Below are 13,433 nucleotides of genomic sequence, written 5' to 3'. Positions count from 1 at the left end.
CGGCGGCCGGCTCGCGGGTGAGGGGGCCGGACCTCCAGGGCTGGACCCCCGTTCCCGGGGCCCTAGCGGACGGTCTCCAGGACCTCTGCCGCTCCCAGGGCCTCGGCGATCGTGCCGAGCGCGTCGCCTTCGTCCAGGGCCAGCAGTTCCCTCTCGCTCACTCCGAGGTCCGCGAGGATGTAGCGGTCCCCGACGGGGCTGTGCGACACGGCGTCGCCGGACACGCTCCCCTGGTCCTCGTCGTCGTCCTCGGAGTCCCCCGGTTCGGGGTCCTCCGTGCCGTCCAGATCGAGGGAGTCCAGGTCGGCGTCGTCGTCGCCCGGCTCCCGTCCTAGTAGTTCGTCCGTGAGCAGGATCTCGCCGTACGAACTACGGGCGGCCGCGGCGGCGTCCGAGACGTAGATACGAGGATCCTCCTCGCCGTCCACGCGGACGACGCCGAACCACGCGTCCTCCTGCTCGATGAGCACGAGCACCGTGTCCTCGTCCGAGACTTCACGGGCCAGATCGGTCAGATCCGACAGGGTTTCCACATCGTCGAGCTCTGTATCGCTCGCTTCCCACCCGTCTTCGGTGCGCGCGAGCAGTGCGGCGAAGTACACCGTGACTCTCCCACTGGTCATAGGTGTGCCGGTTGGGGTTCCCCCCGGCGGAGGCTGTGGGCGGGGAGTGCTGCTGCTCCGAGCCCCGCCCACTCGGAATCGTGGCAGAAAGACAGCGTTCAGGGGACGTCTTCGGCCTGCTGTGTCCGCCTCTTTTGATCGCTAACAGCGGATCGTACGCGGCTGCCCGCGCCGAGTGGGCACCTCCCCGCCCGACACGTCCGCCACACGGCCCCTCGTGACGCGGGCGCGGCCCGGTTCCGCGGCGGCCCGGGGCCGGTCCTCCCCCGGCGCGCACCGACCGCGGGGCGGGCCCGTTCCCGTCCCGGCGGGCGTGCCGCGGCCGCGCCGTCGGCCTTCCCCCGGCGTGGCGGCAGGGGTTCGGCGAGGGCGTGCCGCGGATTCCCCCGTGGGCGTGTCGGCCCCTGGGGGCGGCGGGCCCCGGTCCGGCTCTCTCCACGGGCGTGGCGGCCCGCCCCGCGGAGGGGGCCGTCGGACGGTGACGCCGTGGGCGCTCCGGTGCCCGTGCCGGGGCCGGGCGGTGACGGCGGTCCGGGGCCGTCGGCGGAGGGCGGCCCCGGCGCGTGGTCCGGCGGCCCGCTGCGGGCGCCGGCTACCAGCGGAACGTGCGCATGCGCATCGCATGGCGAAGCCGGGCGGTCTTGGCGCGGCGGGGCTGGACCCGGTCGCGCAGCTCGCGCGCCTCGGCCAGGTCGCGCAGGAACTGAGCCCGTCGCCTCCTGCGCTCGGCGTCGCTCTCCAGCCGTTCGGACGACTCCTCTTGCGGGTTCCGCATTGGCACACCACCCCAGGTCCGTCCCTCCCACCTTCCCTCCGACGGGTGGTTTGATGCCAGCGGAGGGGCGATGCCGGGCGGTGGGCCCCGCCGGGCGGGGCAGTGGCGGGTGCCGCCGTCCCCGCTACTGTTGTGGACATGCGTCTTCACGTCGTCGACCACCCCCTGGTCGCCCATAAGCTCACCACCCTGCGCGACCGGCGCACCGACTCCGCGACCTTCCGGCGGCTGGCCGACGAACTGGTCACCCTGCTCGCCTACGAGGCCACCCGCGACGTGCGCACGGAGCAGGTCGACATCGTGACGCCGGTCTCCTCGACCACGGGCGTCAAGCTCTCCCACCCGCGCCCGCTCGTCGTGCCGATCCTGCGCGCGGGCCTCGGCATGCTCGACGGCATGGTCCGGCTGCTGCCGACCGCCGAGGTGGGCTTCCTGGGCATGGTGCGCGACGAGGAGACGCTCGAGGCCTCCACGTACGCCAGCCGGATGCCGGACGACCTCTCCGGCCGCCAGGTGTACGTCCTGGACCCGATGCTGGCCACCGGCGGCACGCTCGTCGCCGCGATCCAGGAGCTGATCAAGCGCGGCGCCGACGACGTCACCGCCGTGGTCCTCCTCGCCGCCCCCGAGGGGGTCGAGGTCATGGAGCGCGAACTGGCGGGCACGCCGGTCACCGTGGTCACGGCCTCGGTCGACGAGCGCCTGAACGAGCACGGCTACATCGTGCCGGGCCTGGGCGACGCGGGTGACCGGATGTACGGGGCCGCCGAGTAGCTCCGCGGCACCCGCGGAGCGGTCCCGGAGCCGACGGCTCCGGCCGGAGCGCGCCCCGCGGACGGAGCTTCGCTCCCGCGAGCGCCGCTCCGGGGCCGGCGGCTCTCGTCCGGGCACGGCTCCGGAGCCGACGGCTCTTCTTCGGAAGCGGTCCCGAGGTCAGCAGCTCTTCTTCGAGGTGGAGGGCGCCGGCTTGGGCTGAGTCAGGACGGTCAGCGCCTTGTCGGCGTCCTCCTTCTTCGTCAGCGTCTTGAAGCCGGTGCCGATGATGAGGTCGACCGTGGTGGCCTGGGTACGGCCGTCGGTCTTCAGCTGGGCGCCGGGGAGCTGGGTGTTGAGGACGGGCAGCGCGGCCTGGTCGGCACCCTTGGCGCCGAGCAGTATCCCGGCGCCCGCGACCTTCTTGTCGTACGCGGCCGTCGCGTTGCCCACGTCGCCGATCTTGAAGCCGCGCTTCTTCAGTTCGTCCGCCGTCTGCTTGGCGAGCCCGCTGCGGGGCGTCGCGTTGAGGACGTTCACGGTGATCTGGCCGGGCTTCGGCAGGTTGGCCGCGACGGCGGCGGCCGCGACGGCGTCCTTCGACTCGGGCGTGACCTTCGAGGCGCAGTCGGCCTTGGTGTCCGCCGCCGTGGCCTTGCCACCGCCCGTGTAGATGTCGATGAGCTGCAGGGACCCCCACCCGATCAGCCCGAGTGCGGTCACGGAGGCGACGCCCACGAACGCGAACTTGCGGCGCCCACTGCGCCGGCGCATCCGCGGGTACTTGTCCCCCGTGATCCGATACTGGCCACCCATGCCAGGGGGAGTAAGCATGCTCATGGGCGCAGCGTAGTGCGCCGGGGCGCCTATGCCTACTAGATGATCATTGCTCGGCGTTCAGTTCAACCCATTGGGGTCAAGCCGTGGCCATTAGTCCAGTTCGAGAACGCGCGCGTGCAGCACCTGGCGCTGCTGGAGCGCGGCGCGGACGGCGCGGTGCAGGCCGTCCTCCAGGTACAGATCGCCCTGCCACTTGACGACGTGGGCGAAGAGGTCGCCGTAGAAGGTGGAGTCCTCGGCGAGGAGGGTCTCCAGGTCCAGCTGGCCCTTGGTCGTCACGAGCTGATCGAGGCGGATCGGGCGTGGCGCGACGTCCGCCCACTGCCGGGTGCTTTCCCGGCCGTGGTCGGGGTACGGCCGGCCGTTTCCGATGCGCTTGAAGATCACACGGAAAGCCTACCGGTCAAGACCTTCCGGGCGCAGCCATGGCGACGGAGTGCGGCGCTGGAAAAGATGTCGTAAATCCTTGCAAACCAGGAACAGGCGTCTGGCGGGAGCGGCGGCGAGACCGGGCGGACGGTCGCCGCCGAGGCCCCTGCCGGGCGGGCGGACGGTGCCGCCGCGCTGCGGCGGGAGGCGCCGGAGACCGCCGTCGGCCGCGTTTTCGCGGGGCCCGCCCTGACGGGGTCCGCCCCCGACGGGGTCCGCCCCCGACGGGGCCCGCTCCCCGGTGGAGCCCGCCCTCGGTCCCGGTGCGCCGCGGGAGGGGCCGCGTGTCCGGCGCCGGACGGCCGGGGTGTGGTCCCGTTCCGCGGACCGCCCGCGGTGCGGGGCGGACCGCGGCTCTTCCCGGCCTTCCCGGCGCGGCCGCCCGCCGGCCTCCTCCACGGCCCCGGCCGTGCCGACGGGCACGGAGCCGTCCTCCCTTTCGGCGAGGCCCGTCCACTCTTCGGCGGCCGCCTCCAGGGCGTTCCCGGAGGCGACCGCGCGGACCGTCCGGATCATTCGCTCGAAAGAGGGTCGGTGCCCTCCGCGTGGCGCGGACGCGGTGTCCGCCGGTGCCGGGCCGCCGGGTGAGGCGGAACGCGGCGCCCCCGGGGCGGTGGTCCCGCACGCGGCGCCGGGCCGTCCGGCCGGGGCCGTCCTGGTTCCCCGGGCCCTCGTCCCCGACGTACCATCCCGAAGTTAAATTAGGTTAGCCTAACCTGACGTGACTGGGGATGGACCGTGACCGCCGAGATCTACCGTGACACCTGGGGCATCCCGCACCTGCGCGCGGACAGCGCCCTGGAACTGGCCCACGCCCAGGGCCGCGTCACCGCCCTGGACCGCGCCTGGCAGCTGGAGGTCGAACGGCACCGTTACCAAGGCACCTCGGCCGCGTTCCTCGGCGCGGAGTCCGTCGGCTGGGACCGGTTCGCGCGGCAGTCCCGGCTCGACGACACCGCGCGGCGCTGCTTCGCGTCCCTGGAGGAGCGCGACCCCGGGACCGCCGCGTGGGTCGTCGCGTACGTCGACGGGGTCAACGCCGGGCTGGCCGAAGGGGCCGCGCGGGCACCCGAGTTCGCGGCGAGCGGGCTCGTCCCGGGGCGCTGGGAGCCCTGGAGCCCGCTGGGCGTCTGGCTCGGCACCCACATCCTCTTCGCCGGGTTCCCCGCGAAGCTGTGGCGCGAGGAGGTCGCCCGGCGCCTCGGCGCGGACGCGGTCGGCCTGTTCGCCATGGACGGACCGGGCACGGCGGGCAGCAACGGATGGCTGGTGAGCGGCGGGCGCACCGCCACCGGACAGGCGCTGATCGCCGGAGACCCGCACCGCTTCATCGAGGACCCCGGCGTCTACCAGCAGATCCGCCTCTCCTGCCCGGAGTTCGACGTCGTCGGCCTCGCCGTCCCCGGTGTCCCGGGCATCGCCCACTTCGCCCACACCGGAACCGTCGCCTGGGCGATCACCAACGCGATGGCCGACTACCAGGACCTCTACCGCGAGCGGCTGCGCGACGCCGGTGCCGGGACCGTCGAGGCCCTCGACCCCGACGGGGTCTGGCGGCCCGCGGCACGGCACACGGAGCGGGTGGAGGTGGCCGGGGGCGAGAGCGTCGAGGTCGAGGTGATCGAGACGGCGCGCGGACCCGTGGTGATCGGGGGCACCGGCGCCGAGGAGTCCGTCAGCCTGCGCTACCCGCCCCGCGTGACCGCGGACCTCGGCTTCGGCGCGCTCCTGCCGCTGCTGCGGGCCCGCCGGGCCGCCGACGTGGACCGGGCCTTCGACGCCTGGGCGGAGCCGGTGAACGTCGTGCAGGCCGCCGACACCGAGGGCGGGCTGCTGCACCGCGTCGCGGGCCGGGTCCCGGTGCGCGACGGGTCCAACCGGGTCCGGGTGGTGAACGCGTGGGAGGCCGGACACGAGTGGACCGGCTGGCACGAGATGCCGTACGGCCCGGTCGAGGACGGACTCGCCGTGATGGCGAACCAGCGCGGCCCCGCGACCCCGCTCGGCGTCGAGTTCGCGCCGCCCCACCGCGCCGACCGCATCCGCCGGCTGCTCGAGGAGGGCGGGACGCTGTCGGCGGCGGACATGCCGGCCGTCCACACGGACACCTGGCTCGGCTCCGCGGCGGCCCTGCTGGACCCGCTGGCGGCCCTGGAACTCTCGGACGAGGCGGCCGGTCTTCGGGACCGGCTCCTCGGCTGGGACCGGCACATGGACGCCGGCAGCGGCACGGCCGCGGTGTACGCGCGGGTGCGCGACGCGGTCGTACGGCGGCTCGTGGCGCACCCCGCCCTCGCCGTCCTGGCCGAACCACCCGCCCTCCCGGCCGTCTTCCTGCCCTGGCTCGCGCTCACTCCGCGCGTCGCCTTCGCCCTGGAGAACCTGCTGACGGCGGGGGAGCGGTACGGCATCGACCGCGACGCCGTGGTGCGGGCGGCCGTCGAGGAGGTGGCCGCGGAGCCCGTCCCCGGCACCTGGGGCGACACCCACCGCCTCGCCCCCTGGCGGGCGCTCCCCGGCACCCCCCACGACGAACCGGCCCTGTCCGGCGACAACGACTGCGTCCTGTCCACCTCCTCGCTCCCCGGGCTGACCGACCTGAGCGCCCGCGGGCCCGCGGCCCGCTACGTCTGGGACCTCGCCGACCGGGACGGCAGCCTCTGGGTGGTCCCGTTCGGGGCCGACGGCGTTCCCGGGGCCGCCCACCACCGCGATCAACTCCCCTTGTGGCTCGGGGGAGACCTCGCCCCGGTGACCACCGACTGGAACACGCTGACCAAGGAGAGCGATGACGACTGAGACGTACGCCGGTGCCCGCGAGGCCGTCCACGAGCAGCGGATCGACGGCTTCGGCACGGTCCGCGTGCTGCCCCTGGACCCGCGCGCCGACCTCGACGTGCTGCACGGCTGGGTCACCGAGGAGCGGGCCGCGTACTGGGGGATGACCGGGTTCACCAGGCAGCAGGTGCTGGAGACCTATCTGCACCTCGACTCGCTCGACACCCACCACGCCTTCCTCACCGTCAAGGACGGCGTGCCGGCCGCGCTCTTCCAGACCTACGAGCCCGAGGCCGACCGGGTCTCCGAGTGCTACGAGGTCCGGCCCGGCGACATCGGCGTGCACCTGCTCATCGGGCCCCCCGCACCCGGCGCCGGTGCGCTGCCGGGCTGGTCGTCCGCGCTGCTGGGGGCGTTCCTGGCGTACGCGCTGACCGGCCTCGGCCGGCAGCGGGCCGTGGTCGAGCCCGACGCCCGCAACACCAGGGCCGTCGACCGTCTGACCCGGCAGGGTTTCGTGCCCGCCGGTGAGATCGTGCTCCCCGCGATCGACCTGCCCGAGGTCCGCCTGCCCGAGAAGCGCGCCCTGCTCGCCTTCCTGACGCGCGAGGCGTTCGAGAGGGGCCCGACGGCGCCGAGGTGAGCCGGACGAGGCCCGAATCCGTACATGACCGAGACTCTGGGACATGCGGATACGGAGACGGCGTGTGAACGGAAACCGGCAGCGGCAGCGGCGGCTCGGAGCCAGGGCCCTGGCCCTGCTGGGCAGCGTCCTGGTCCTGGTGCTCTTCGGCGGTGTGGGCGGCGCGTCCGCCCACGCCGCGCTGACGGGCACCGATCCGCGCGACGGCAGCGTGCTGAAGTCGGCGCCCCGCCAGGTGACCCTGACGTTCAGCGAGTCGATCGGCCTGTTCGACGACTCCTTCCGCGTGCTCGACCCGGAGAACCGGCGCGTGCGCACCGGCGAGGCGGAGCACACGGACGGCCGTTCCGACACGGCCGGCGTCACCCTGCCGCGCGGCCTCGGCGAGGGCACGTACACGGTGGCCTGGCGGGTCGTCTCGGCGGACAGTCACCCCGTCTCCGGCGCCTTCACCTTCTCCGTCGGCAAGCCCTCCGCGACCCGCGCACCGCTGCCGCCCACCGCCGGTGACCCCGTCTCCTCCTCCCTCTACGACATCGCCCGCTACGCCGCGTACAGCGGGCTCGCCCTGCTCATCGGCACGGTCACGTTCGTGCTCGGCTGCGGCTTCCGGGGGTCCCTGCGGCGCCTCCTGGTGACCGGCTGGTGGCTCCTGCTCGGCTCCACGTTCGCGCTGCTCCTGCTGCGCGGCCCCTACGAGCGCGGCACCGGTCCCGCGGAGGCCCTCGACCCGGCGAGCCTCAGCGACACCCTGGCCGGCCGTCCGGGCGTCGTGCTGGTGGCGCGACTGGCGCTGCTCGCCGCGGTGGCCTTCGTGCCCACGGGGGCGCTGACGCGGGAGCGGGGGTCCGGCCGGGGCGTCCTCGCGCTCGGGGCACTGTTCTCCCTGGCCCTGGCGGTCACCTGGGCCGCCTCCGAGCACGCCTCCGCCGGGATCCAGGTACCCGTGGCGATGGTCTCCTCCGTGCTGCACCTGCTGGCCATGGCGGTGTGGTTCGGAGGCCTGGCCGCCCTGCTGACCGCCCTCCACCGCCCCGCCGAGCCGGTCCCCCCGGCCGTCGTCACCCGCTTCTCCCGGCTCGCCCTCACCTCGGTCGCCGTCCTCACGGTCACCGGCGTCTACCAGTCCTGGCGCGGCCTCGGCTCCTGGGACGCCCTGACCTCGACGGCGTACGGCAGGCTCCTGGCCGTGAAGCTCGTCCTGGTGGCGCTGCTCCTGGGGGGAGCCGCGTTCTCACGGCGCTGGACGACCCGGTCGGTGACGGCACCGGCCACCGGGACCGTCCCGGCGGAACGGGCCGCGGTCCCGGTGGCGGTGGCGGCCGGGGCGCCGACGGGCCAGGGTGCCGTTTCCGGGGGCCTGGAGGAGGAGCGGACGGACGGGGAGGACCCGGACGGCCGGAAGGCCGCGGCGGGAGCCGGGGCGGCGGCTGAGGGGCCCGGGGAAGACGGCCCGGCCCCGGACGGCGCGGCCCCGGACGGCCCGGCCTCGGACGGCCCGGCCTCGGACGGCGCGGCGGAGGGGCCGACGACGGAGGTTCCGGCGGGAGCCGGGGCGACGGGTGGCCCGGGGGACCCGGAGTACCACCGTGACCTGCGCCGCTCGGTGCTCGCCGAGGTCGCCGTCGGCCTCCTGGTGCTGGTGATCACGACGATGCTGACCGGTACCCAGCCGGGCCGTGCCGCCACGGAGAGCGCCGACGCGGTGGCGGCCGTGCGCCGGGTGACCTCGAAGACGACCGTCGTCCCCTTCGACGTCGGCACCCCGGGCGGACACGGCAAGGCCCAGATCGAGCTGACGCCCGGCCAGGTGGGCGAGAACTCCGTGCAGGCCGTGGTCTTCGGACCCGACGGCGGCCTCGTGACCGTCCCCGAGGTGCGCCTCACCTTCACCCTGGAATCGCAGAAGGTCGGTCCGATCGACGCTCAGATCACCGACAAGGGCGGCTACTGGACCTCCGACGGCCTCACCCTCCCCCTGCCCGGCACCTGGACCATGAAGGTCACGGTCCGTACCAGCGACCTCGACGAGGTCACCGTCTCGAAGAAGGTGGAGATCGACTGAGACCGACGGGCGCGGGCCCCGGCCACGAGGGTGGCCGGGGCCCGGCCGTCGGCCCGGCCGGAGTCCGGTCAGAACCTCAGCACCTCGCGGTCGAGCGGATACTGCGCACGGTGAGGGCCGTCGTACGGCGAGGGCGTGATCGGCAGGACGCCGGTCGGTTGCAGGCCCAGGTTGTCGTCCCAGATCCGGGGTTCGACCTGTCCGACGACGCTGAACCGCCGGAAGGTGAACGGCGGGCTGTCGGTCGGGAAGAACTCGGGCGTGGTCATCACCTGGAAGTGCAGGTGCGGCGTGGTGGAGTTGCCGCTGTTGCCGATCAGCCCGAGCAGCTGGCCGGACGAGACCCGGTCGCCCTCCCGGACCCTGAGGGAGCCCGGTGTCATGTGGGCGTAGAGCAGGTAGCGGCCCGGCGCGACCTCCACGGTGACGTGGTTGCCGACGGTGTCCTCGATCGGCGGGACGGGCGGCGCGACGGGCGGCGTGTTGTCCGGGATCCCGTCCTGGACCTCCACCACCCTGCCGCCGGCCGCGGCCACGACCGGCTGGCGGTAGCTCAGGTAGCTGGTGAGCCGCGTGGGGTCGCCTTCCCAGGTCTGACCCTGCTCGCCGACCCGGTACCAGTCGATCGCGAAGCGCTGCGGCACGTAGAAGCGGCCGTTGATCGGGGCGAGACCGCGCCGGTGGTGGGTGTTGCCGCAGCACGACTCGCTGGAGTACCAGGTGCCGGGGCGGACCGGCGGGTCCAGGTTCAACGGCGGGGTCCCGGAGGTCCGGGTGGTCTGCACCGTCTCCTCGAAGGCGGAGGGGCCGGAGGGGGTCAGGACCGCACCCGAGAGATGGTGTTCGAGGGCCCTGGGCACCGGCAGGCCGCGGTCGATGACCAGGTCGAGCCAGATGACCCACTTCTGGGAGCCCGGGATGACGGTCGGCGTCGGCCCCGGGGGCGCCGGGGTGTACCCGTCCGCACCCGGCAGGGGGTCGCCCACCGGATTGGCGGCGTCGGCCAGCGCCTGCCCGCTCAGCGAGCCGACGACCCGGTGCGTGCGGGCGTCCTGGACGTCGACACGGTCGAGCCGCAACGACGTGCTGGTGGGCAGGGCGCTCGTGGTGAGCAGCTCGTACGAGATGTGCGTCCTGCCGTCCGTGGCGACGAACGGCGTCGGTTCGGTCATCACCGCCGCGGTCAGCGGTGTGAACTGTGCGCCGGACGCCGGAGTGGCCGGGCCGGTCGCGTTTCCGGGTCCCGCCGAGGCCACCAGCATGCCGGCCGCGAGCACGGCAGCGGCGAGCCCGCGGAGGAGCGGGCCGCGGCCGGTGCGGTTGCGGGGGTCGCGCTCTGCCATTGCGCTCTTTCGTTCGTCGGATCCGGGGCCGTGAAGGACCCGGCGCGCCCCGCGCCGAGGCGCAGGCCCATGTAATCCGCGGCCCGGGGTTCCGGGCGGAAGGCGCCGGAGGCGGGTGCCGAACTGCACCCGTCCAGCCGCATCGACGCCGGGGCCTCGCCGCACGGAGGCTCCGGGGCGCCGCGCGTACGGACGACGAGGTCCGGGAAACGTCGAAGGGCCCCGCTGCAAGCAGCGGGGCCCTTCGACAACGTGCCCGGTGAGGCACTGGCGGAGGATACGAGATTCGAACTCGTGAGGGGTTGCCCCCAACACGCTTTCCAAGCGTGCGCCCTAGGCCTCTAGGCGAATCCTCCGCGGCAAACAATACAAGACTCTGAGGAGTGCTCGCGAACTCGTTCCCCACCCCGGGGATCCTGTACTCTTTGCGGAGCCCCTCACGTGGCGCTATCTGACTGAACTCCCCCAGGGCCGGAAGGCAGCAAGGGTAGGTCGGCTCTGGCGGGTGCGTGGGGGGCGCTTGCGTTTCCAGGGCGGTCGCCGAGGCGGCCGGGGGCCGGGCCTGCCGGGGATCCGGGGCCGTGTCGGCCGGGGGGACCGGGGCCGCCGGGGCCGGGCCCGGGATGCGCTCGGGGCGGTCCTCGTTGTCAGCGGGCGCCTATAACCTCGTAGGCGTGTCGTCTCTCGCGCTGTACCGCCGCTATCGCCCGGAGTCGTTCGCCGAGGTCATCGGGCAGGAGCATGTCACCGACCCGTTGTCGCAGGCGCTGCGGAACAACCGGGTCAATCACGCGTACCTGTTCAGCGGTCCGCGCGGGTGCGGCAAGACGACGAGCGCGCGCATCCTGGCCCGCTGCCTGAACTGCGAACAGGGCCCCACCCCGACCCCCTGCGGCGAGTGCCAGTCCTGCCAGGACCTCTCCCGCGGCGGCCGGGGCTCCATCGACGTCATCGAGATCGACGCCGCTTCGCACGGTGGTGTGGACGACGCCCGTGACCTGCGGGAGAAGGCCTTCTTCGGACCCGCGAGCAGCCGTTACAAGATCTACATCATCGACGAGGCCCACATGGTCACGTCGGCCGGCTTCAACGCGCTGCTGAAGGTAGTCGAGGAGCCCCCGGAGCACCTCAAGTTCATCTTCGCCACGACCGAGCCCGAGAAGGTCATCGGGACGATCCGGTCGCGGACCCACCACTACCCCTTCCGGCTGGTGCCGCCGGGCACGCTGCGCGAGTACCTGGGCGAGGTCTGCGGGCAGGAGGGGATCCCCGTCGCGGAAGGTGTCCTGCCCCTGGTCGTACGGGCGGGCGCGGGATCCGTGCGTGACTCCATGTCCGTGATGGACCAGCTCCTCGCGGGCGCCGCCGACGACGGTGTGACGTACGCCATGGCGACCTCGCTCCTCGGCTACACGGACGGCTCCCTGCTGGACGCCGTCGTCGAGGCGTTCGCGGCCGGGGACGGCGCCGCCGCGTTCGAGGTCGTGGACACCGTCATCGAGGGCGGCAACGACCCGCGGCGCTTCGTCGCCGACCTGCTGGAGCGGCTGCGGGACCTGGTGATCCTGGCGGCCGTCCCGGACGCGGCGGAGAAGGGGCTCATCGACGCCCCGGTCGACGTGGTGGAGCGCATGCAGGCGCAGGCCGGGGTCTTCGGCGCCGCCGAGCTGAGCCGCGCCGCCGACCTCGTCAACGCGGGACTGACGGAGATGCGCGGGGCCACCTCGCCGCGCCTCCAGCTCGAACTCATCTGTGCCCGCGTCCTGCTGCCCGCCGCCTACGGGGACGAGCGGTCCGTCATGGCCCGCCTCGACCGCATCGAGCGCGGGGTGAACTTCTCCGGCGGCGCGGCTGCCCCCGCCATGGGCTACGTGCCCGGGCCCGAGGCGCACGGCGCGGCACCGGTCCCGGGGGCCGGACCGGCGGTGCCTCCCGGGGGAGGCCTCGCGGCGGCCCGCGCGGCGGTCCGGGGAGCGGGACCCGCGGGCGCCGGGGAGAGCGCCGGCGCGGTGCCGGGCGTGGCGCCCGGGACGCCCGCTCCCGTCGCTCCCGCGGTGCCCGTGGCGTCCGTCGGAGCCCCGGCTCCGACGGGTGCGCCGCCGTCCGCTCCCGCGGCGCCCGAGCGGCCCGCGGCACCGGCCGTCGCTCCCACGGGGGCCGCGCCCGGTGCCTGGCCCACCGCCACGGCGGCCGGCAGCGGCCGACGGCCCGGCGGCTGGCCCACGGCCGCCCCGGCGGGCGGCGGCAGGCCTCCGGCGCAGTCCGCACCGGCGCCCGCCGCCGCGCCCGCTCCCGCCGCTCCCGGGGCGCCCCAGGCTCCCGTTCCGGCCGCGGGCGGTCCCGACCCCCGGATGCTGTGGCCGAACATCCTGGAGGCGGTGAAGAACCGCCGCCGTTTCACCTGGATCCTGCTCAGCCAGAACGCGCAGGTCACGGCCTTCGACGGCACGACCCTGCAGATCGGCTTCGTCAACGCCGGAGCGCGGGACAACTTCGCGAGCAGCGGCAGCGAGGACGTGCTGCGGCAGGCGCTCGCGGAGCAGTTCAACGTGCAGTGGAAGGTCGAGGCGGTCGTGGACGCCTCGGGCGGCTCGGCACCGCCGCCCGCTCCGGCGGGCGGCGGGTTCGGCGGCGGTGGCGGGTACGGCGGTGGCGGTGGCTACGGCGGTGGCGGTGGCGGGTACGGCGGAGCTCCGGCCGGACAGCGCCCGGCGCCCCAGCAGCCGTCCGCTCCGGCTCCGGCACCCTCGGCCCCGGGGCCCGGCCCGTCCGCCGGCCGTCCCCAGGGCCAGGGCATGTCCGCGCCCGCGCAGGCCCCGGCGTACGAGCCGCCACCGGTCGCCCCGGAGGACGACATCCCGGAGGACGACGACCCCGACCTGGACGAGTCCGCCCTCTCGGGCCACGAACTGATCGTCCGTGAACTCGGGGCGACGGTGGTCGAGGAGTTCTCGAACGAGTGACGTCCAGGCCCGCGGGCGACCACCCGCGGGCCTGGGCCACTGCTCCCCGGCCGCGGGAGGTCCTGCGGGCTCGCGGGAGCCGCGCCCGCCGGACCCCGGACGCTCCCGGCCCCATCTGCCGGCCCGCCGTCCGCCGGGCTCCGCGGACATCCGCCGGCCCGCCGGTGAGCCTCTTTCGGAGGATCGCACCAGTGCCGTGCGCCCCTCGCTTCGGAAGCCCC

10 protein-coding genes, 1 tRNA gene and 1 other RNA gene are annotated in these 13,433 nt (G+C 74.6%); 6 read left to right on the top strand and 6 right to left on the bottom strand.

Annotation, left to right across the window (positions count from 1 at the left end):
• Positions 1 to 62 precede the first annotated feature (62 nt).
• The gene (locus CW362_RS30990) at positions 63 to 602 is read right to left on the bottom strand and encodes a tRNA adenosine deaminase-associated protein (protein WP_103552923.1); all 540 of its coding nucleotides are present in this window, start codon (positions 600 to 602) and stop codon (positions 63 to 65) included.
• Between the two features lie 613 nt (positions 603 to 1,215).
• A complete protein-coding gene (locus CW362_RS30985) occupies positions 1,216 to 1,398 on the bottom strand; it encodes a hypothetical protein (RefSeq protein ID WP_192582817.1) in 183 nt (60 codons plus the stop codon).
• A gap of 138 nt (positions 1,399 to 1,536) precedes the next feature.
• On the opposite strand from CW362_RS30985, the gene upp reads away from it, so the two are divergent.
• Positions 1,537 to 2,172, top strand: coding sequence for a uracil phosphoribosyltransferase (gene upp / locus CW362_RS30980; protein ID WP_103552921.1), 636 nt, complete (start codon positions 1,537 to 1,539; stop codon positions 2,170 to 2,172).
• A gap of 159 nt (positions 2,173 to 2,331) precedes the next feature.
• On the opposite strand, the gene CW362_RS30975 is transcribed toward upp, so the two are convergent.
• Together CW362_RS30975 and CW362_RS30970 are read right to left on the bottom strand one after the other, a co-directional pair.
• The gene (locus CW362_RS30975; protein ID WP_162684283.1) at positions 2,332 to 2,991 is read right to left on the bottom strand and encodes a LytR C-terminal domain-containing protein; all 660 of its coding nucleotides are present in this window, start codon (positions 2,989 to 2,991) and stop codon (positions 2,332 to 2,334) included.
• 90 nt (positions 2,992 to 3,081) lie between these two features.
• Positions 3,082 to 3,378: a type II toxin-antitoxin system VapB family antitoxin gene (locus CW362_RS30970; protein ID WP_030420160.1), complete on the bottom strand. Its 297-nt coding sequence runs from the start codon at positions 3,376 to 3,378 to the stop codon at positions 3,082 to 3,084.
• 780 nt (positions 3,379 to 4,158) lie between these two features.
• Between CW362_RS30970 and CW362_RS30960 the strand changes: the two genes are divergently transcribed.
• From CW362_RS30960 to CW362_RS30950, 3 genes are all read left to right on the top strand, one after another.
• Positions 4,159 to 6,219, top strand: a complete 2,061-nt coding sequence (locus CW362_RS30960) for a penicillin acylase family protein (protein ID WP_103552918.1) — start codon at positions 4,159 to 4,161, stop codon at positions 6,217 to 6,219.
• Complete coding sequence (locus CW362_RS30955) at positions 6,209 to 6,841, top strand: GNAT family N-acetyltransferase (protein ID WP_103552917.1); 633 nt, start codon at positions 6,209 to 6,211, stop codon at positions 6,839 to 6,841. The genes CW362_RS30960 and CW362_RS30955 overlap by 11 nt, the downstream gene beginning before the upstream one ends.
• 64 nt (positions 6,842 to 6,905) lie before the next feature.
• Complete coding sequence (locus tag CW362_RS30950; protein WP_240658122.1) at positions 6,906 to 8,906, top strand: copper resistance CopC/CopD family protein; 2,001 nt, start codon at positions 6,906 to 6,908, stop codon at positions 8,904 to 8,906.
• Between the two features lie 68 nt (positions 8,907 to 8,974).
• On the opposite strand, the gene CW362_RS30945 is transcribed toward CW362_RS30950, so the two are convergent.
• Positions 8,975 to 10,249 (bottom strand): M23 family metallopeptidase, encoded by a 1,275-nt coding sequence (locus CW362_RS30945; RefSeq protein ID WP_103552915.1) that lies wholly within the window; start codon positions 10,247 to 10,249, stop codon positions 8,975 to 8,977.
• Positions 10,250 to 10,517: 268 nt separating this feature from the next.
• Positions 10,518 to 10,605: transfer RNA gene (locus CW362_RS30940), tRNA-Ser, on the bottom strand.
• Between the two features lie 72 nt (positions 10,606 to 10,677).
• Between CW362_RS30940 and ffs the strand changes: the two genes are divergently transcribed.
• Both ffs and CW362_RS30930 read left to right on the top strand, forming a co-directional pair.
• Positions 10,678 to 10,776, top strand: an RNA gene (ffs, locus tag CW362_RS30935) — signal recognition particle sRNA small type.
• A gap of 147 nt (positions 10,777 to 10,923) precedes the next feature.
• A complete protein-coding gene (locus CW362_RS30930; protein WP_103552914.1) occupies positions 10,924 to 13,212 on the top strand; it encodes a DNA polymerase III subunit gamma and tau in 2,289 nt (762 codons plus the stop codon).
• Positions 13,213 to 13,433: the final 221 nt, after the last annotated feature.

The sequence above is a fragment of the Streptomyces populi genome, from assembly GCF_002911015.1.
GTDB classification, from domain to species: domain Bacteria; phylum Actinomycetota; class Actinomycetes; order Streptomycetales; family Streptomycetaceae; genus Streptomyces; species Streptomyces populi.
The sequence above is the reverse complement of the archived record's forward strand: the minus strand, read 5'-3'. Positions and strand labels throughout refer to the sequence as shown.

Coding starts and splice junctions, on each gene's coding strand:
- CW362_RS30985 (WP_192582817.1), bottom strand. CDS start 1,398: ATGCGGAACCCGCAAGAGGAGTCGTCCGAACGGCTGGAGAGCGACGCC.
- CW362_RS30955 (WP_103552917.1), top strand. CDS start 6,209: ATGACGACTGAGACGTACGCCGGTGCCCGCGAGGCCGTCCACGAGCAG.
- CW362_RS30945 (WP_103552915.1), bottom strand. CDS start 10,249: ATGGCAGAGCGCGACCCCCGCAACCGCACCGGCCGCGGCCCGCTCCTC.
- CW362_RS30975 (WP_162684283.1), bottom strand. CDS start 2,991: ATGAGCATGCTTACTCCCCCTGGCATGGGTGGCCAGTATCGGATCACG.
- upp (WP_103552921.1), top strand. CDS start 1,537: ATGCGTCTTCACGTCGTCGACCACCCCCTGGTCGCCCATAAGCTCACC.